The sequence below is a fragment of the Corynebacterium sp. LaCa78 genome, from assembly GCF_046717505.1.
In the GTDB taxonomy this organism is placed as follows: Bacteria; Actinomycetota; Actinomycetes; order Mycobacteriales; family Mycobacteriaceae; genus Corynebacterium.
Window position 1 is genome coordinate 580,226 of the sequence record NZ_CP177112.1, and the last position, 17,809, is coordinate 598,034.

A 17,809-nucleotide genomic window follows, 5' to 3' on the forward strand; every position below is an offset into this window, starting at 1 on the left:
TTCCTTAAAAATAATTTACAAACACCGCGCGCAGAATAGATTTTGATTATTCACCTCTAAACGGGGGTGCTTTAAGAGGTAGCGATGCGCTGCCCGGTCTCTGGATCGAAGCGGTGTGCGGCGCTTTCATCAAAGGTCAATACAACCTCCTCGCCGCGCTGTGGCGGGGTGCCTTCGCAGCGCGCAACGAAACGCTCGCCACCCACCGTGGCGTAAACGAAGGATTCGGAACCCAATTCTTCAACTAGGTCGACCACGCCGCGCAGGCCCTCAGCGCCCTCATTGAGGTGCATGTTTTCCGGGCGCACGCCCAGGCGCTCGCCGTTGTGGTCAAAGATATTCATTGCAGGCGATCCGATAAAGCCAGCGACGAATTCGTTGGCTGGCTCCGCATAAAGCTCACGCGGTGGGGCAACCTGCTGCAATACGCCATCTTTTAACACCGCTACCCGGTGCCCCAGCGTCATCGCCTCGACCTGGTCGTGGGTGACATAGACCGTGGTGGTCCCAAGCCGCTGCTGCAGGCTCGCAAGCTCGGTACGAGTCTGCACGCGCAGCTTCGCATCCAGGTTAGAAAGCGGTTCATCCATGAGGAAGGCCTTAGGATTGCGCACGATGGCACGGCCCATGGCCACGCGCTGGCGCTGACCACCCGATAGGTCCTTGGGCTTGCGCTTGAGGAACTCGCTTAGGCCCAGCATGTCTGCTGCATCCTGGACCTTTTGCTTGATTTCAGCCTTCGAGAGCTTGGCCAGTTTGAGCGAAAAGCCCATGTTTTCTTCCACCGAAAGGTGCGGGTAGAGCGCATAATTTTGAAAAACCATCGCAATATCGCGATCGCCCGGTTCAAGGCCCGTGACATCCGTATCATCGATGAGAATCCGGCCACTAGACGTTGGTTCAAGGCCAGCCAGCGCGCGCAGCGTCGTGGACTTGCCGCAGCCAGAAGGGCCCACCAAAACGAGGAACTCGCCGTCCGCGATTTCTAGGTCCAATTCCTTCACGGTGGGCGCCGCCGCGCCGGGGTAGGTTATATTTACCTTTTCAAAAGTGACCTTTGCCATGCGCAACACACTAGCACCACCGGCGGACGGTATCTTGGAATCTATGACTGCACTTGATAAGCACCGCATTCGCACCGCCCTGGCAGAGGATTTCACCACCATCGATTTTGTGGATCAGACCGGTTCCACCAATACCGACCTGATGCAGGCCACAAACGTTGCCGATGGCACCGTGCTGCTTGCCGATGAGCAGTTGTCCGGCAAAGGCCGCCTCGGCCGGGCGTGGACGGCGCCGGCCGGATCCCAGGTGATCTTTTCCGTGCTGCTTTTGCCCGATTCTCTCGACCACTTGGGCACGCTTCCGCTGGCTGCGGGCTTGGCCGTGACCGATTCCATCGAGGGCTCCGTGCTGAAGTGGCCGAATGATGTGCATATCGATGGGAATAAACTCTGCGGCATCCTTGCCGAGGCCGGTCCCGTGGGCCAAGCCTTCAAGTCCGCACCGAAGACTGAGGTCAATAAGGCAGAACTCAATAAGACTGAGTTGAACAAGGCTGAGGTCAACAAAGCTGAAGTCAATAAAGCCGAGGTAAATAAGGCCGTCGGCGGGCAGGCGCCCTCTGCGCGCGTGGTCGTAGGTATGGGCATTAATGTCACGCTCAGCCGCGAGGAATTGCCCATTGAAAAGGCCACCTCGTTGGCTCTGGAAGGCCGCGATTCCGACCGCACCGAGTTGGCCATTACCGTGCTGAAAAACCTGCGCCGCCGCATTACGCAGTGGGAGAACCAGGATCCGCAGCTTATGCAGGATTACCGCGCGGTGTGCTCATCCATTGACCAGGAGGTGCGGCTGGAGACCCCGACTGGCGATGTTAACGGCCGCGTTGAGGGCATTGGTGAGGACGGCCGCATTAACGTCGCAGGCGAGTACTACTCCGCCGGTGACGTGACGCATCTGCGTCCGGCGCGATAGGCGCCGCACGTTAGATGTCGCACGATCGGCGCCGCGCGATAGTCGCCGCGCGATAGGTATCGCGCGGCAGGCGACGCGCAGCAGGCGTCGGGTGGTAGTTCGCGCAGTCCGAGTAGCGCTGTCTCGCACTGGTACTATCCATGGCTATGGGATTGATGAAGATGGGCCAAGGCGAGGTCAAGCGCGCGGATGTATCCGCGCCATTTCGCGCGCTCGTTTTCCCATTTCTGGAGCTCATCCTCATTACGGGCGTGCTGTGGATTGCCATCGGCTGGTGCGATGCCCAGGGAGTAGAACCCATGCTGCGCAACGGGCTCGTCGTCTTGTGGGCCGGGCTGAGCACGTGGCGCTTTCTCATTCCGTTTTATAAGGCTCGCCGCAAGCGGTTCATCGTGACCAATCGCCGCGTCATTGTGCGGGAAGGCCGCCACATCGATTCAATTCCGCTGGAAGATATTCGCGGCGCCCGCAAGCGCCGCGGCGGTATCTCCATTGCGCTCAATGGCTGGGACAGGGCCATGTATTTTCCCACCGTAGCCAAGTCAAAGCAGGTAGCAGAGATTATTAATGATCGCCCCTGGTTTTAACCTCGGTGGAGTGCAATTGCTTATCTAGGTCCTCCGGTGCGAGGTTAGCGCTGCTGAATTCTTGGGTCAGCGGCAGGCGCAGTTCTAAATCGGAACCGGGGCAGAGCTCGATTTTCGCCTCATCCACGGTGTAATCCAGCACATGTCCGCCGGATTGCCGCGCGGCGTCGATAAAGTGCACGTGGCATCCTGGCACCGAAATCCCGCGCTCGTACACGGGAGTGCGGAAGCCGCCGATGACTCCTTCGACATCGCTAAAGTGCAGCTCTTTATCGCCGCCGACCGCCTTGGTCATTGGGGGATAGGGCTTGGTTTGTTTGACCACGGTGCGCGTGGTGACCTCAGAGAACCTGCCCGTGATACGGACCGCGTACATGTAGTTGGCGGAAGGTTCCACCTCATCGATGAAGGCGGAAAGCTCGTCGCGGCGCAGGCCCCGTGGGGCATCGACAAGAATGCGCGGCACAAAGTTGGTGGCCACGGCATAAGGGGTTTGCTGGTCCAAGTCCGCAACCCGTGCGGAGCCATCGCCGCGCAGTTGGTAGCAGGTCCCGTCCAGGATAATCATTTCACCATCGAGGCCATTAAAGGTACCGATGCCGAAATTGCCCTTTCCTAGCAGCTCAGAGATGGTCATCTCGCCGTCATAAATGCCATCAAGGAGGGCGCTCATGAGGGAGTTCTGGAAGATCGAATGACGGGTAAACATGGTATCCAAGCTAATATTGTGGGCGTGAGTGTCTCAAAACCTATTGTAACTGTCTGTGGCGATGGTCAGCTGGCGCGCATGATGCAGCCTGCCGCCGCTGAACTCGATATTCATCTGCGGATTCTTGCTGGTAGCCCGGATTCTTCGACCGCGCAGGTCACCCCGGACATCGTGGTGGGCGATTATCACAAGTACGAGGATCTGCTCGCGGCAGCCCGCGGCGCGGATGCGGTTACCTTCGAGCATGAGCATGTGCCCAATGAGCATTCCGCCGCGCTTATCGATGCCTCCTTTAACGTCCAGCCCCAGCCCAGCGCCCTGCGCTATGCCCAGGACAAGCTGGACATGCGGGAAAAGCTCTCCGCACTGGGGGCGCCCGTTCCGCGGTTTAGCGCAATCGAATCCGTTGCTGATGCCCGCGCTTTTTTCGATGCCGTAGACGGGCGCGTTTGTCTCAAGGCCCGCCGCGGTGGCTATGACGGCAAGGGCGTGTGGTTTCCCTCGGATGCCGATCTTGATGAGCTCGTCGCCGAGCTATTAGACGCCGGCACGCCGCTCATGGCCGAAGAGAAGGTGGATCTGACCCGCGAGCTGTCCATCTTGGTAGCGCGCCGCCCATCCGGTGAAGCCAAGGTCTGGCCCATTACCCAGTCCCGCCAGGCCAACGGCATCTGTGCCGAGGCCATCGCGCCCGCGCCCGATCTCTCGCCTGATCTGGCCGAACGCGCCTCTGCGCTGGGGCTAAGCATTGCCGAATCCCTCGGCGTGACCGGCGTGCTAGCCGTGGAGCTTTTCGCCTTCAACGGTGAAAATGGCGAGGACATCTCCGTTAATGAATTGGCCATGCGCCCGCACAATACCGGCCACTGGACCCAGGATGGCTGCGTGACCTCGCAGTTCGAACAGCACCTGCGCGCCGTACTCGACCTGCCCTTGGGTGCGGTGGACGCCCTAGCCCCGGTGACCGTTATGGCAAATGTTCTCGGCGCGGACGAAGATCCCAGGATGCCTATGCCGCAGCGTGTGCGCGAGGTCATGGAACGCTACCCGCACGCCAAGATTCACCTGTACGGCAAGGACCACCGCGCTGGACGCAAGATCGGCCACGTCAATGTCGCTGGTACATCACTCGATGAGACCCGCGATGCCGCCCGCCAGGCCGCGCACTTTCTCATGCACGCAACGTGGGCATAACTTTTAAACCTAGAAAGGACATTATGGAACCGCAGGTAGGAATCATCATGGGCTCGGATTCGGATTGGCCCACCGTCGAACCCGCAGCGGAAGTCCTCGCGGACTTCGGCATCCCCTTTGAAGTTGGCGTGGTCAGCGCCCACCGCACCCCGGAAAAGATGCTGGCCTACGCCAAGGGAGCGCACTCCCGCGGCCTTAAGGCCATCATCGCCTGTGCCGGTGGCGCCGCCCACCTGCCAGGCATGGTTGCAGCGGCCACCCCGCTGCCCGTTATCGGCATCCCGCGCGCACTCAAGGACCTCGATGGCCTAGACTCCCTGCTTTCTATCGTGCAGATGCCTAGCGGCGTTCCCGTGGCCACCGTCTCCATCGGCGGCGCAAAGAACGCCGGCCTGCTGGCCGCCCGCATCCTGGGCGCCGGAGACCCCTCCCTGCAAGACAAGATGGTCGCCTACCAAGAAAAGATGGCAGAAGAAGTCGAGCAGAAGGATAAGAACCTGCGCTCGAAGCTGCTAGGGGAGTAGTCACTAGCACGCTGTGTCCAAAGCAACCGCGTTTCTCCAATTTTGGGCCCGATTTTTATAAGAACGCGGTTGTTTTGGACATTTTTGTATGGGGGCGTCGGTTTTCTGGCGCCTAGGGCGTTGATTGGGCGGTGCTGCGTTCAAAACAACCGCGTTTCTTCATTTTTCGGCCTGATTTTTAGAGGAACGCGGTTATTATGGACGCCTCAGGGCTGAGAGATGGCGCGTGGCCATGCGAGTCCGTGCTGCCTCACTTACACTTCCACTCGGGGCGTAACTGTTCCGAGGGGGCGTAGATGAAGGAACTTTTAGTATCGGGGTTGAATCAAAGGCAACTGAGGTCCGGTCTGGCCAGCGGCAAGATAATTAAAATTCGCCGTGGGCTTTATACGTGGCGGAAACCTACGCCATTCGAGCTCGCTTACATCGTGCATGAAAAATGGCCTGGGATAATGCTCGCGGGGATATCTGCGGTTGAGCTCTATTCAAAGAAGGAACTGACCTTTCCGCTGCATTGTGCCTACGAGCACCCGCTGGCCAACTCCACTTGGTTAAAGGTGCAGCGTACGCGTCAGACAACGACCTTTAGCCATGAAGGCGTTCCCGTGCAGAATCCGCTTTTGGCTGCGGGAGAAGTAGGCGAAGCGGAAGCGGTGGCGATGCTAGAAGCGCGCTATCAGACGCAACGCGGGAAACAAGCCCTAGAGAAGGAATGGGGCGCTATCTCTCGAGTACCGGCAAGGGTCAAGGAACTGGTGAAAAAGGCCGCCATTGGCGCCGATAGTGAAGCGGAGAGGAAGGTGACCCGCGCATTGCAGAGGCGCGGTAAAAAGGTGCAGGTTAACCACCAAATCGGTCCGTACCTGTGGGATATTGTGGTGGGTAAGGTCGCGGTCGAGATTGATGGTTACGACTATCACAAGGCTGAAGACCTAGGTACCTTCATTAAGGACCGGTGGAAGGGAAACAACGCTGCGTTGAAAGGGTATACGGTGTTGCGGTACTCGGGGAGCTGCGTGAAGCACCACTTAGTGGATGTAGTGCAGCAAATAATCGAGGCAGACGAGGACCGCACCAACTTCACGTCGCACGTTTACAAGCCCGTGTGGCAGTGGCATTGGATTCTTGCCGGATTTGAGTCCGAACCAATCTACGGCTAGATACCGCCGAACACAGTTCTATTCTTGCGTGACCTCTGGCAATTGTGAAGAGGTCGTGGGATAGGACGGCTGGGCGCCGGCGCTGGTGGCGGCGAAGGCACCGACGCGGGCGGCGAAGGTGGCGGCATCGACAAGCGTGGCGCCTTCAAGGAGCTTGGTGCAAAAGGCTCCGGCAAAGGCATCGCCGGCGCCGGTGGTATCGACCGCGGTGATCTGTGGGGTGGGGATGTCCGTGTTGGAATCGGGCGTTGCTACGTAGGCGCCTTCGGCCCCGAGGGTCAGCACCACCGATTTAAAGCCTGCGGAAACCAGGCGGTGGGCGAGCTCGCGCGGGGTGCCGGTGGAAGAAAGACCTAGTTGCTCGAGGATGAGGCCGGCCTCGTGCTCGTTGGCCATGAGGGGATCGGCTTGCAGGAGGGCGTCGCGGTCTACCTCGATGACCGGGGCGAGGTTGACAACCACGCGTCCTTGGGCGGCATCGACTGCGGCTTTGAAACCGGAGGCGGGAATTTCGCCCTGGAGCAGGACCACGTCCGCATCGGCGATGGTGGATTGGCGGGCGGTGACGAAGGGGGCATCGACAAGAGCGTTCGCGCCGGGGGAGATGACGATGGTGTTTTCGCCATCGGCGGAGACCGTGATGACCGCCAAACCGGTAGTGGTATCGGACTGTTCCACCGCGCTGAGATCGATGCCGGAGCTGTGCATGTAGTGCATGGCGGGCTCGGCGTAGGGGTCGGAGCCGACCGCGCCGACGAATGCTACATTGGCGCCCAATTGCGCAGCGGCGACCGCTTGGTTCGCGCCCTTGCCGCCAGCGAGGATCTCGCCGCCGGAGCCCAGCAGCGTTTCGCCGGGGTGCGGGTGGCGTTCGGCATGGACAATAAGGTCAGCATTAATCGAGCCGACGACGGTGAGTTTGCTCATTGGAAATCCTCCTATGAATCGGATTCTACGGTGAATGCGGTGGACATGCGGGGGATATATCGCGTATCGATTATCGATCCTTGAGGCGGGCGCTTATTTTTGATGGCCGCGATGAGTTCTGCGGTGGCTATCTTGCCCATGTGGTCGACGTTTTGGTCCACTACGGATATGGGCGCTGGCTGGAAGCGCAGGTAAATGAAGTCATCGAAACCGACGAGTGCGACTTCCTCTCCAATGGCCTTGCCGGAATTATGACAGGCTTCTAAGGCGCCCGCAGTCATCATCGAATCAGCGGCGACGATAGCCGTGACCCCGGCATTAAGTAGTTCGATTGCTCCCTTATACCCTTCTCGGTGCCGGAAACTGCCGTGGTGAATGTGAATATCAAGGTCGCGGGCTGCTTCTGTGAATACAGCGAGGCGCTGCCTGCCGGTAGAGGTTTCTTGGGGGCCGGAAAGGTAGCCAATCGAGGTATGGCCTTTGTCCTTGAGCTGCGCAATTGCCTTATGCATTCCCGGACCAGGATCAGAAATCACGGCGGGAAATTCCCCCAGTGTTCGGTCAATCAATAGCAACGGCCGATGGGAATGGGCCTGGCGGATAGCGTCTTCTGCGCCATCGAGTGGAACAGTAATTATTCCATCGACCTGCCGCTGCGTGAGGGCATCGAGGGAGCGTTCCAAACGCGCAGGATCCTCGCCGCAGCTGGTAATCATGGTGGCGACACCGTGAGCATTAGCTTCTTGTTCAATTGCGGCGGCCATGGCGGCGAAATACGAGTTATCCAGGCTTGGTATGACGAGGCCGATGGCATTGGACCGTGCGTTTCGCAGCGCGCGTGCCTGGGCATTTGGGCGGTAATTGAGCTGTTCGGCTGCTTGTTTTACGCGCGTGCGGGTGGCTGCGGAAATAGCTGGATTTCCTGCCAGCGCGCGCGAGGCGGTGGAAATGGACACCCCAGCTGCGGCGGCTACGTGCTTGAGGGTGGTTGCGGCCAATTCGGCTCCCAGGGGTAGAGCAGCTTCGATGGGTCGTGCAATCGATTGCACACTTGTGTCTCAATTTACGGTTCAGTACCTGTGTCTGTCAAGGGTTCGCGCCGGTCTAAGCTAATGAGCATGGAAAATTCCCCGCGTGATCCGCTCCTTGTTTTGGGCTCCCGTGTCACCCACGGTCATCCGGGCGCCATGCTGCGGTCTCGTTTGGATAAGACGCTTGAACTCTATTCTGAGCAGACGGTCATCGTCTCTGGCCGCGGGGAAGCGGGCGCGATGGCCGAATACCTCATCAAGCGAGGCGTTGATCCTGGGAATGTGCTTGTGGAACCGGCTGCTACCAGTACAAATGAAAATTTAGAAAACGCACATAGCCTTGCACCAGATGCCGTATTGCAGGTGGTCACCAACGATTTCCATGCCCTGCGCACCACATTGTGGGCCTGGCATTTAGGCATTGCAATTAATGTTCACCCCGCGCGCACGCCGTGGCTGTCGATGCCGCGCAATTACCTGCGCGAGGTTGCGGCGACCCCGCATTCCGCAGCGCGAATCCTGTGGCGGCGACTGCGGAGGTAACTGGGGCTATACCGCCTTGAGCGCCTTGCTGATCCCGCTTTGCAAGGTAGGTCGCGATTGCTTCATGGGGTGCGCAATGGCGCGCAGCCCCATATACGCAATCTGATCGGCGGCGCGATTGAGCGGATCCCCGGCATGACCGAGCACACGGCGAATATCCACTTCGCAGGTGCCTTCTAGATCGCCCCAGGCCTGTTGGAATCGGGAGCGCGCACCAGACGAGACACCGCGCCACCTGCGTCCCGGCCGTGCCGCCTTCGAGCCTTTCTTGTGCACAATGTGGTTGACAGCATCCAATGCCGCAACAGAATCGGATTCGATCACGGCCTTCGTCGCACCTACCTTGAGCAGGTACTTTAAGGCGAGTGTGAGCGCTTCTAGCTCCAGTTCGTCCGTGCTAGCCTTCGTCTCGCGGGTGCGCAGGCGGTAGTCACCGTTTCCCGCCACGAAACACATCGAACCCTTAAATACGGTATCGGAGGAAGCATCGGTAGCGATGCGCACCACCGCGCCCGCCGGCCAGGATGTCGTATGCGAGAAATTCGGCCACCATTTCGCCTCTGGCGTTTCGACCTTGTTTGCTTCCTTCTTCTTCGGGGCCTCGCCCAGCTTGCGGGCCTTCCGCGCGGTCAAGCCAGCTTGTTTGCGGCGTGCGGAGCTCGCGCTTGCCGATGCCCGATTCTCCCCCGCAAAGCTCCCCGTCACCGTATAGCCGCGCTTCTCGAGCGCCGATCGCAGCGCATTTTGCCTGCGTCCAGTAACAATCCAGGTACGCCCATCGATTCCGCGCAGGACGCGCTGTAGCTCGCTAACTGCCACTTTGACCATATCGCCCTTTTTGATCTGGCCTTTGCGTACGAAGCGTGCCTGCGGAGTGTTGACCGCGATGACCCACCCCTCGATGGTTCCGTCTTCCGCTGAATCCCAGCGTTCGTCCCACAGGGCGATCGCCACATGGACCGGCGCAGACACCATGTCCTTGGTGATTTTGCGGGTGCCGTAGGTGCGCGATTGCGTGCCGGTGAGTGCTGAGAGCTCGAGGGGTTCCATTGGTTCTAGTAAATCACGCCCCATTCCAGCGGTGAGCTGCACGCGCCTGATGTGGACTCGATTCGTGACTGTTCGCGATAGTTCTAGGACTCGTTGCGGCCCCTCCTGACGCGCGACGCTATTTAGTACCGGTAGGGCGGTATCGAGTACCGACCGGTGCGGATATCGGGTACCGGGGGTAGTTTTTAGGCACTCTTTAGTGGACGGCCCACGCAGTGTGTACGCGTGGGTCGCGTTCACGTGGAAGGAGTGATGGTGGTGACGGATTACCGTGCCATCATGTTTGCCTTGGTTGCCGGGAATCGTTCCTGGAACCAGATTCGAGCCGATTTAGGGGTCTCGAAGTCGACGATTGATAAGGCCAGTCGCGTTGTAAGGGACCATCGACTCGATGCTCGTGGGATTGCTGGATTGTCGAATGCCCAGTTAGAGGAGCTATTTCCGGATAACCGGCGTCGCAACGATGCGGAGTTCCTCGCACCGGATTTCAAAAAGGTTGCTGAGCGGATGGTCTCTGGCAAGCGCGTGACGTTGAAAGTCGCGCACGCCAAGTACCTGGAGTTCCCTGTTGGTACTGGTCAGCGTCATTATTCGTATCGACAGTACTGTTCGCTGTTTGAGCATTATGTCGATGTTCATCAGCTGTCAGCGCCACTGAATCACGATCCCGGTGACGAGCTCATGGTGGACTGGTCGGGCGATGGAATGGTCGTTGTGGATCCTGTCTCAGGCCAGCGGGTTACCGCGCACTTGTTTGTAGCTTCATTGCCGCACTCAGGGATGATGCATGTATCGGCGTGGCCGGATCAAAAAATGCGGTCGTGGCTTTTAGCCCACCGTGCGGCTTTGGAGTATTTCGGTGGTTGTCCGCTGCGGTTGATCCCGGATAACGCGCTCACAGCCACGCAACAGATTTCCTGTGGGCTGCGGGGGCGTATCCCGGTTGCGGAGTATTCTACATTTGCCGATTTCTATCAGATAGGTATTACTGCGGCGAAAGGCTACCGGCCGCGGTATAAGGCGAATGTTGAAAAGGCCGTGGATATTGCCCAGCAATGGTGCGTGGAATACCTCGACGACCAGGAGTTCTACAGTTTCGACATGCTCAATAAGGCCCTCGAGGACCAAAGCGATTTCATCAACGATCGCCGTCCCTTCCGCGGGCAGGATATCTCTCGTCGCCAGTTGTTTGAAGACCATGAGCAACAGCTGCTGCGCCCATTGCCCGACCGGCGGTGGTCGTGGTCGCGGTGGAAGAAGTCCAAGGTCGCAATGAACTACCACATCCGGATCGCCAATCACTGGTATTCAGTGCCGTGGAAGCTAGCGGGCAAGTTCGTCGACGTGCAACTTTTTGATGACTATCTGGATGTCTTCTACGACGGTGAGATTGTTGCTTCACATCGTATTGCCCCTGCTAATTATGGCTACTCCACCTTGGATGAGCATGTCCCCGACAACCATAAGGACTTAAACACCCAGTGGAACCGGCAACGCTTGGAAGACTGGGCGAAAAGTATTGGGACCGCGACAGCACAGCTCATCGGCCAGATGTTTAACGCTCGTAAAGTCGAAGCCCAAGCATATTCTAGCGTTCTGGGCGTACTGAACCTATCGAAGGATTACTCCCGAATCGAACTCGAACAAGCCTGTGGTCAGCTGTTATCGCGCAAAGCAGTCCCCAGCGTCAACAAAGTAGCCCAAGAGCTCAAGGATCTAAAACAGGCCGCAGCACAGGCGTATTTGCCCACCGATGTACCACTGTCGACGGCCATCGACACTACGCGTGCGCACCGCCAACAGCCCACGGCGGACACGCCGGACTCTGTGTCGCATGTACGCGGGGCCGGGGCGTTTGCCTTCACTGATAAAGAATGGAAGGTATAGCCATGGCTCTTACCGATGAAGACTTCGAACTGCTCGGTTCTCTTCGCGGGATGCGTGTGTTTGCCACGACGCTGCAGGAGATCGTCAACGATCCCAGTCGTGACTTGGACTCCTTTGAAGACAAGATCAAAGAAGCTCTCGATGCTCAGGTAGCTGCACGTGATTCGAAAGTAATCGAAAAACTCGTCAAAGCCGCCAAGCTACCCAACGCGCTTGCGGCTTTGGAACGCTTTGAAGCACACAGCAACCGAGGGATCACTCCAGACCGTATTGAGCGGTTAGCTACCTGCGACTGGATTACCTACGGCAGAGATCTAACCATCGTGGGAGCTACCGGCACCGGCAAAAGCTTCCTCGCCCAAGGCCTAGCCGTGGCTGCGTGCCGGCATAAACTAACCGCACGCTACTTTAGACTCGCCGACTTAGCCGACGAGTTCGACGCCACAGCCGACGCTGCCTATGAGCGCAAAGCCCTCCTTGAGGAACTGACAAAGCCGGCTGTGTTGGTCATCGACGACTTCCTGGCCACGGACGTATCTGCCTTCGCCTTAGCCCAGGTATTCAACCTCCTGGTCAAGCGGGAGCATTCCTCAACCGTCATCGTCAGCCAGCACGAGCCGGAATACTGGTACAGCGTCTTTAGTGAAAACGCGATCGCCGACGCTGTCCTATCCCGACTTGCAAACAACGGCAGCAAACTCACCCTCATCGGTGAAGACATGCGCACCCGTGACGACTTCCAAGAAGAAAGGGGAACACTTAGCAAACAGCTCAAGCAACGTCAACGGTCCAAACGATAAGCGGGGGTAAAACCGGCTACCGGGCGGCTACCGCCACCCCGGTACCTGGTACCGCCTTACCGGTCCCTAAAACAAGCCCGCGTCACCCTCCCGCAACAGTGCAACAAAGAGCTGTGCACTGGGCTGCTCAAAGGGCTCTTCAGGATGCCTTGCATAAGCTGCTTCAAGAAGCTCTGCAACCGGCTGCTCAAAGGCCTCTTCCGGAAGCGTGGCAACGGGCAGTGAGAAAGCCGTTTCAGGATGCTCCGAAAGTGCAGGGTCCCATGCAATATTTGAAGAGAATTTGCGATATTTGAGGAGCGAGTTTGCTCAGTTATTGCAGTGGAGGTTGACCATAGCAGGCTGACCTTCCAACCCTGACCAAAGCGACCGACTACCTATCCTTCGCAAAAGGTGTAAGTCGCCCGTCCCGTGGGATTGGACCCGTTCAATGCGGATGCCCAGCGGGGAGCTCAGAATATGACCACTTGGAGCATCACGCTCAGCAGTTTCTCTAGGAAGCAGCGAAGATAAAGAGCATGTTAAATCATGAGTTAATTAATCTTCGCTATGCAGGTTCAACTAGTCCTTACTATCCCGCGCTGTACACGGGCGAATTAAAGCGAGTCGCTCCATGGATTGCAGTGAAAACAACGACGTGGGAAAGCTGGCCATGGCATAAGCAACAGCTTGCCCTTACTTTAGCGGCCGGCCTAAGTGCGCACCGAGCGTCATTGGTGGCTAAGTCAGCTGCGCGTATTTGGGGAATTTGGGTGATTCCCAGGAGAAAAGAGCTCGTTGAGCTCGCTTCACCTTCAGGAAGCATTCCACCGCACACGCAGTGGCCGCGAAAGTATTATCGAATGTCACGTATAGGGGAGACGTCGGTGGAAAAGTCCGGGGTTCGGGTGACTAATCCGGCACGAACGTGCTTGGATATCGCCAGGTTACATGGGTTTGCGGAGGGGCTTGTAGCGGTCGATTCCGCATTGCGTGCGGGCCTAGTTTCGATAGAAGATCTGAAGGAAACTCGGGCAGCAATGGCTCGGATGAAGGGGCCTATCCCCATGAGAATGGTGGTGGAGCATGCGTATGCCGGTTCTGAATCACCGTACGAGTCGCTGTTGCGGGCGTTGATTATTGAAAGGATTCCCACGGCCACTGTGTACCCACAGTTTCGCATATTGGGAAAGTACCGGGCTGACTTATGTATCGATGGGTGGCTCATTATCGAGGTCGACGGGGATATCAAGTATGACGGTACTTATGGGAAAGCACCGGAAACAGTGGTCAAGGAACAGATGCGCAGGCAACGAGAAATCGAAAATCAGCAATTTAGCGTATTGAGATTCGGGCCAAAAGAGCTGGTCAATGAGCCGAATAGGGTAGTGGAGACAATAGTTGAATACCTGGGGCGAAAGGCGGGAAAAGTAGCGTAGATCACCCCCGAAGCACCCCTAGCTATAGATGTTGTTGAACAACCTCCGTAATAACAATTATGATGATGCGAATCACATTTAAGAGAGACCGGCGTCACGAAAGGTGAAACTAGTGAGTGCTGAAAAACAAGCTTCCGCCTCGGCACAGGCGGAGGCACAGGCGGATGCGCAGGCGGATGCGAAAACCCCGCCCAAGGGCATTGGCGCCATGGCGGGCGCCATGTTCCTCATGGCTACCTCGGCCATTGGCCCGGGCTTTTTGACCCAGACTTCGGTCTTTACCGTCCAGATGGGCGCTTCTTTTGCCTTCGCCATTGCGCTGTCCATTTTGGTGGACATTGCCATCCAGCTTAATGTGTGGCGCGTGCTCTGCGTGACGGGAATGCGCGCCAATACCTTGGGCAATACCGTCCTGCCCGGCTTGGGCTGGGTGCTCGCAGGCTTCGTCTTTTTCGGCGGGGCGATTTTTAATATCGGGAATATCGCCGGCGCAGGCTTGGGCCTGAACGCGATGCTGGGCATCGATGCCCGCATCGGTGGCGTCATTGCGGCTGCGATTGCGGTGTTCATCTTCCTCTCCCGCCGTGCTGGAATGGCGCTGGACCGCCTCGTGGCCGCCTTGGGCGCGGTAATGATCCTGCTTATGTTGTATGTGGCCATCGTCAGCCAGCCGCCGGTAGGGGAGGCACTTAAGAATACCGTCGCGCCGGGTGAAATCGATTTCTTCGTCATCACCACCATCATCGGCGGCACCGTCGGTGGCTATATCACTTTTGCCGGCGCGCACCGGTTGATCGATGCGGGCTTATCTGGCGTTGAAAACGTCAAGAACATTACGCGCACCTCCGTCAGCGGCATCATCGTCACCGGTATTATGCGCATGCTGCTCTTCTTGGCGGTATTGGGCGTGGTGGCCACCGGCGTCACGCTAAAAGAAAATAATACTGCCGCCGATGCCTTCTACCACGCAGCTGGTGAATTCGGACTCCGTGCATTCGGCATGGTGCTCTTTGCCGCAGGCCTATCTTCCGTCATCGGTGCCGCTTATACCTCGGTATCCTTCGTGACCACCCAGGAAACTTCGTCCCGGACCCGCAATATCTTCACCGTCATCTTCATTACGGTCTGCACGATCATTTTTGTAATAATCAACTCCGCACCGCAAAAGCTCTTGATCTTCGCCGGTGCGATTAACGGGCTCATCCTTCCCATCGGCTTCGCGCTGGTGATGTGGGTGGCCTGGCGCCGCAAGGACCTGCTGCAAGGTTATAAGTACCCAAAGTGGCTGCTTATCCTTGGCAGCCTGGTCTGGTTGCTCACCATCTTCATCGGTCTCCGAGCAGTCTCAGGAATCACGGCGATATGGGCATAATGCATACGCCAGAAGAGGTGCGCGAGTTTGCGCGCACCCACGAGATGACCACCACCGCCGGGCACGCGCGAGGCTACATGCAGGCCAACCTGCTCTCGCTGCCCAGCGCATACGCCTTCGACTTCCTGCTTTTCGCCCAGCGCAACCCCAAGCCGTGCCCCATCGTCGGCGTGCTTGAGGCGGGCCAGTACACCTCGGATTTGCTGCCTGGCGGCGATATCCGCACCGATATCCCGGCCTATCGCATCTTTGAGCATGGTGAGCACACGGCCACGCTTGCCGATGCCACCTCCCATTACACCCCTGACATGGTCAGCTTCCTTATCGGCTGCTCGTTTACCTTTGAAACAGCGCTGGTGGATGCGGGCATAGAGATCGCGCATATCAAACAGCAACGCAATGTGCCGATGTACCGGACGAATATTCCTACTACTCCTGCGGGCGTATTTTCCGGACCGATGGTGGTGTCGATGCGCCCGATTCCGGCATCGCAGGTCTCCGATGCGGTGCGCATTACCTCCCGCTATCCATCCGTGCATGGCGCGCCGGTGCACGTGGGGGACCCAGCGGCTATCGGCATTGCGAATTTAGCGCACCCAGACTTTGGTGATGCGGTGGATATTCCAGAAGGCTGCTTGCCCGTCTTTTGGGCGTGTGGGGTCACCCCGCAAGCCATCGTGATGGAATCAAAGCCGGAGCTGGCCATTTCCCATGCGCCGGGCAAGATGCTGGTGACCAATGCCCGCGATGCGGAGTACCTCATCCCTTAGGCATTGTCCCCGCTACTTTCTTAGTCCGTGAAGGACAAGATGGTATCGCAGGTTTCTAAGAGGCTATCGCGCAAGCGCGTGGTGGCCTCTTCGCGTTTTCCCTCCGCGATGAGCGTGGCCACATCAACGTTGCCTTGAATGTGCTCGGCGTGCAGCTGCGGGTAGCGGGGAATGACCAATAAGAAGGTAAGCCGCATGCGCGCGAGCAGGTTGCTCATCTGCTCATCCAAGGTGGGAGAATCAAGTCCTGCTACCAGTGCTTGGTGGAAGCGCTGGTTAATGGAGGAGACTTCCTGGTGTTTATCGCGCCTTGCGCATTCGAAGGCGGAGGATGCGAGGGAGATGAGCGAGGGGGCATCGGCAAACGCGCCCCACCGCGCGGCAGCCGGCTCGATGGCGGCGCGGGCGGCGAATAAATCGCGGATATAGGCGGCGTCCGGGGTGGCGATGAAAACGCCGCGGTGGGGGATGCGTTCAACCAGGCGTTCGGCGGTAAGCGCGGTGAAGGCCTCGCGGAGGGTATTGCGGGAGCAACCGAATTGCTCGGCCACCTTTACCTCGCTGAGTTGCTCGCCGGGTTGAAAATTGCCGGCCGACATCTCTTGGCGCAAAGCGGTGGCGACGGACTGGGAAAGCATGCCCCTCACCTTACTGAATGGGTGAGGCGTCAACGGCCATTCCGTATGACTTAAAGATCTAAAAGTTCTAAAGAGGCGGCGAAGTTCTAAAAGATCTAAATGGAAGGTCTGGCATAGTGATTCCGGATAAGAATCCTTTTCGCCCCAGTTTTGGCGCGTCGCCGGTGTAGCTGGCTGGGCGCGAATTTGAAATCAGCTCGTTTAACTATGGGCTCGTGGGTGGCGTGGGCGCCATGCAGCGTGCCTTGCTGGTCAGCGGTACTCGCGGGGTGGGCAAAACCGTGCTGCTCAATGAGTTCGAAGAATCCGCGCGCCGCCTAGGGTGTGTTGTTATCCGCGCCTATGCGGATGCCCAGATGGTAGCGCAGCTGCGCGATTCCACGATTCCGGAAGCCATCGAGGAGCTGGACTATACGGAGAAGACGGGCCGCAAGATCACGGGATTCTCTGTGGCGGGCGTGGGATCTGTGACGACACAATTGCCCCACAACCAGGCCCAGCCCAGCTTTGTCTCGCGGTTGCGTAGCCTCTTGAAGGCCGCGCGTGCGCATGATGCTGGAGTCTTGTTGACTGTCGATGAGGTGCAAGCGGCTTCCGTGGGCGAGCTTGCGCAGCTTGCCACCGCCATCCAGGATCTCATTCGGGACGAGTACGATATCGCCTTCGCCGCCGCGGGATTGACCTTCGGGGTAGAAGAACTATTGGACCACGAGGGCACCACCTCTTAGCGCCGCGCTCAAAGGCTGGATTTGGGGCTGCTTGATGATGCCACCGTAGCTGAGACCCTGCATAGCACCGCCACCGTGGCTGGGCGCGGTTTCAGCGAGCGCGCTTTGGAAGAGGCGACCGCATTGGTGCAGGGGTATCCGTACCTAATGCAGTTGGTCGGCGCTTTGGCGTGGACCCATGCGGTACTCGATGGCGCGCGAGATTCCAGCGCATATGGGCAACCAGGTGCACAAGATTGCGTTGAAGAATGTTCCTGACGCCCAGCGCGCTTTTCTCAACGCCATGGCGGAGCTGGAAGCCGAACACGGACCTGATATTCCCACCGGTGCCATCGCGGCGCACCTGGGCAAGACTCCCAATGCCATTTCCATGGCCCGCAAGCTGCTTTTAGAACGCGATCTCATCGCCAGCCACCGCTATGGAACCGTGCGCTTTCTCTTGCCCTACCTGGGCGAGTATCTGCGCGGCCAAGCACCCAGGTAGGCAGCACGCG

19 protein-coding genes are annotated in these 17,809 nt (G+C 58.3%); 13 read left to right on the top strand and 6 right to left on the bottom strand.

Annotated elements, in window-relative coordinates; all coding sequences use genetic code 11:
• Nucleotides 1-71: 71 nt before the first annotated feature.
• A complete protein-coding gene (locus ACLI1O_RS02890; protein WP_411706935.1) occupies nt 72-1,064 on the bottom strand; it encodes an ABC transporter ATP-binding protein in 993 nt (330 codons plus the stop codon).
• Between the two features lie 43 nt (nt 1,065-1,107).
• Here ACLI1O_RS02890 and ACLI1O_RS02895 point away from each other — a divergent pair, with 43 nt between their 5' ends.
• Complete coding sequence (locus ACLI1O_RS02895) at nt 1,108-1,977, top strand: biotin--[acetyl-CoA-carboxylase] ligase (protein WP_411706936.1); 870 nt, start codon at nt 1,108-1,110, stop codon at nt 1,975-1,977.
• Nucleotides 1,978-2,123: 146 nt separating this feature from the next.
• A complete protein-coding gene (locus tag ACLI1O_RS02900) occupies nt 2,124-2,564 on the top strand; it encodes a hypothetical protein (RefSeq protein WP_284770074.1) in 441 nt (146 codons plus the stop codon).
• Here the strand turns inward: ACLI1O_RS02900 and budA are convergent.
• Nucleotides 2,542-3,273: an acetolactate decarboxylase gene (gene budA, locus ACLI1O_RS02905; protein WP_349865359.1), complete on the bottom strand. Its 732-nt coding sequence runs from the start codon at nt 3,271-3,273 to the stop codon at nt 2,542-2,544. The two genes, ACLI1O_RS02900 and budA, sit on opposite strands and share 23 nt — an antisense overlap.
• Here budA and ACLI1O_RS02910 point away from each other — a divergent pair.
• The 3 genes from ACLI1O_RS02910 to ACLI1O_RS02920 all read left to right on the top strand — a co-directional run bounded on the left by ACLI1O_RS02910 (nt 3,259) and on the right by ACLI1O_RS02920 (nt 6,151).
• Nucleotides 3,259-4,467 (top strand): 5-(carboxyamino)imidazole ribonucleotide synthase, encoded by a 1,209-nt coding sequence (locus tag ACLI1O_RS02910; RefSeq protein WP_284781823.1) that lies wholly within the window; start codon nt 3,259-3,261, stop codon nt 4,465-4,467. The genes budA and ACLI1O_RS02910 overlap by 15 nt on opposite strands.
• 23 nt (nt 4,468-4,490) lie before the next feature.
• Nucleotides 4,491-4,991: a 5-(carboxyamino)imidazole ribonucleotide mutase gene (purE, locus tag ACLI1O_RS02915; protein WP_284851507.1), complete on the top strand. Its 501-nt coding sequence runs from the start codon at nt 4,491-4,493 to the stop codon at nt 4,989-4,991.
• Between the two features lie 296 nt (nt 4,992-5,287).
• Nucleotides 5,288-6,151, top strand: coding sequence for an endonuclease domain-containing protein (locus tag ACLI1O_RS02920; RefSeq protein WP_411706937.1), 864 nt, complete (start codon nt 5,288-5,290; stop codon nt 6,149-6,151).
• 18 nt (nt 6,152-6,169) lie between these two features.
• Here the strand turns inward: ACLI1O_RS02920 and ACLI1O_RS02925 are convergent, their stop codons facing one another.
• Nucleotides 6,170-7,078, bottom strand: coding sequence for a ribokinase (locus ACLI1O_RS02925; RefSeq protein ID WP_296091030.1), 909 nt, complete (start codon nt 7,076-7,078; stop codon nt 6,170-6,172).
• Nucleotides 7,079-7,089: 11 nt separating this feature from the next.
• Nucleotides 7,090-8,076 carry a LacI family DNA-binding transcriptional regulator gene (locus tag ACLI1O_RS02930; protein ID WP_411706938.1) on the bottom strand — a complete coding sequence of 329 codons (987 nt, stop codon included), beginning with the start codon at nt 8,074-8,076 and terminating at the stop codon, nt 7,090-7,092.
• A gap of 114 nt (nt 8,077-8,190) precedes the next feature.
• Between ACLI1O_RS02930 and ACLI1O_RS02935 the strand changes: the two genes are divergently transcribed.
• A complete protein-coding gene (locus ACLI1O_RS02935; protein ID WP_411706939.1) occupies nt 8,191-8,652 on the top strand; it encodes a YdcF family protein in 462 nt (153 codons plus the stop codon).
• Between the two features lie 6 nt (nt 8,653-8,658).
• On the opposite strand, the gene ACLI1O_RS02940 is transcribed toward ACLI1O_RS02935, so the two are convergent.
• A complete protein-coding gene (locus tag ACLI1O_RS02940; RefSeq protein WP_411706940.1) occupies nt 8,659-9,702 on the bottom strand; it encodes a ribonuclease HI in 1,044 nt (347 codons plus the stop codon).
• Between the two features lie 252 nt (nt 9,703-9,954).
• On the opposite strand from ACLI1O_RS02940, the gene istA reads away from it, so the two are divergent.
• The 5 genes from istA (at nt 9,955) to ACLI1O_RS02965 (ending at nt 15,949) form a co-directional block, all read left to right on the top strand.
• Nucleotides 9,955-11,589 (top strand): IS21 family transposase, encoded by a 1,635-nt coding sequence (gene istA, locus ACLI1O_RS02945; RefSeq protein WP_239270169.1) that lies wholly within the window; start codon nt 9,955-9,957, stop codon nt 11,587-11,589.
• A 2-nt stretch (nt 11,590-11,591) separates the two neighbouring features.
• Nucleotides 11,592-12,389, top strand: coding sequence for an ATP-binding protein (locus ACLI1O_RS02950; RefSeq protein ID WP_349837246.1), 798 nt, complete (start codon nt 11,592-11,594; stop codon nt 12,387-12,389).
• A gap of 518 nt (nt 12,390-12,907) precedes the next feature.
• Nucleotides 12,908-13,807 carry a DUF559 domain-containing protein gene (locus ACLI1O_RS02955; protein WP_296091023.1) on the top strand — a complete coding sequence of 300 codons (900 nt, stop codon included), beginning with the start codon at nt 12,908-12,910 and terminating at the stop codon, nt 13,805-13,807.
• Between the two features lie 208 nt (nt 13,808-14,015).
• Complete coding sequence (locus ACLI1O_RS02960) at nt 14,016-15,179, top strand: NRAMP family divalent metal transporter (RefSeq protein ID WP_284770101.1); 1,164 nt, start codon at nt 14,016-14,018, stop codon at nt 15,177-15,179.
• Complete coding sequence (locus ACLI1O_RS02965) at nt 15,170-15,949, top strand: putative hydro-lyase (protein WP_411706941.1); 780 nt, start codon at nt 15,170-15,172, stop codon at nt 15,947-15,949. Before ACLI1O_RS02960 ends, ACLI1O_RS02965 begins: the two co-directional genes overlap by 10 nt.
• A gap of 20 nt (nt 15,950-15,969) precedes the next feature.
• Here the strand turns inward: ACLI1O_RS02965 and ACLI1O_RS02970 are convergent, their stop codons facing one another.
• Nucleotides 15,970-16,587, bottom strand: a complete 618-nt coding sequence (locus tag ACLI1O_RS02970; RefSeq protein ID WP_411706942.1) for a GntR family transcriptional regulator — start codon at nt 16,585-16,587, stop codon at nt 15,970-15,972.
• A 224-nt stretch (nt 16,588-16,811) separates the two neighbouring features.
• Here ACLI1O_RS02970 and ACLI1O_RS02975 point away from each other — a divergent pair, with 224 nt between their 5' ends.
• Both ACLI1O_RS02975 and ACLI1O_RS02980 read left to right on the top strand, forming a co-directional pair.
• Nucleotides 16,812-17,315, top strand: coding sequence for an ATP-binding protein (locus ACLI1O_RS02975; protein WP_411707035.1), 504 nt, complete (start codon nt 16,812-16,814; stop codon nt 17,313-17,315).
• Nucleotides 17,316-17,493: 178 nt separating this feature from the next.
• Nucleotides 17,494-17,799, top strand: coding sequence for a hypothetical protein (locus ACLI1O_RS02980; RefSeq protein WP_349838980.1), 306 nt, complete (start codon nt 17,494-17,496; stop codon nt 17,797-17,799).
• Nucleotides 17,800-17,809: the final 10 nt, after the last annotated feature.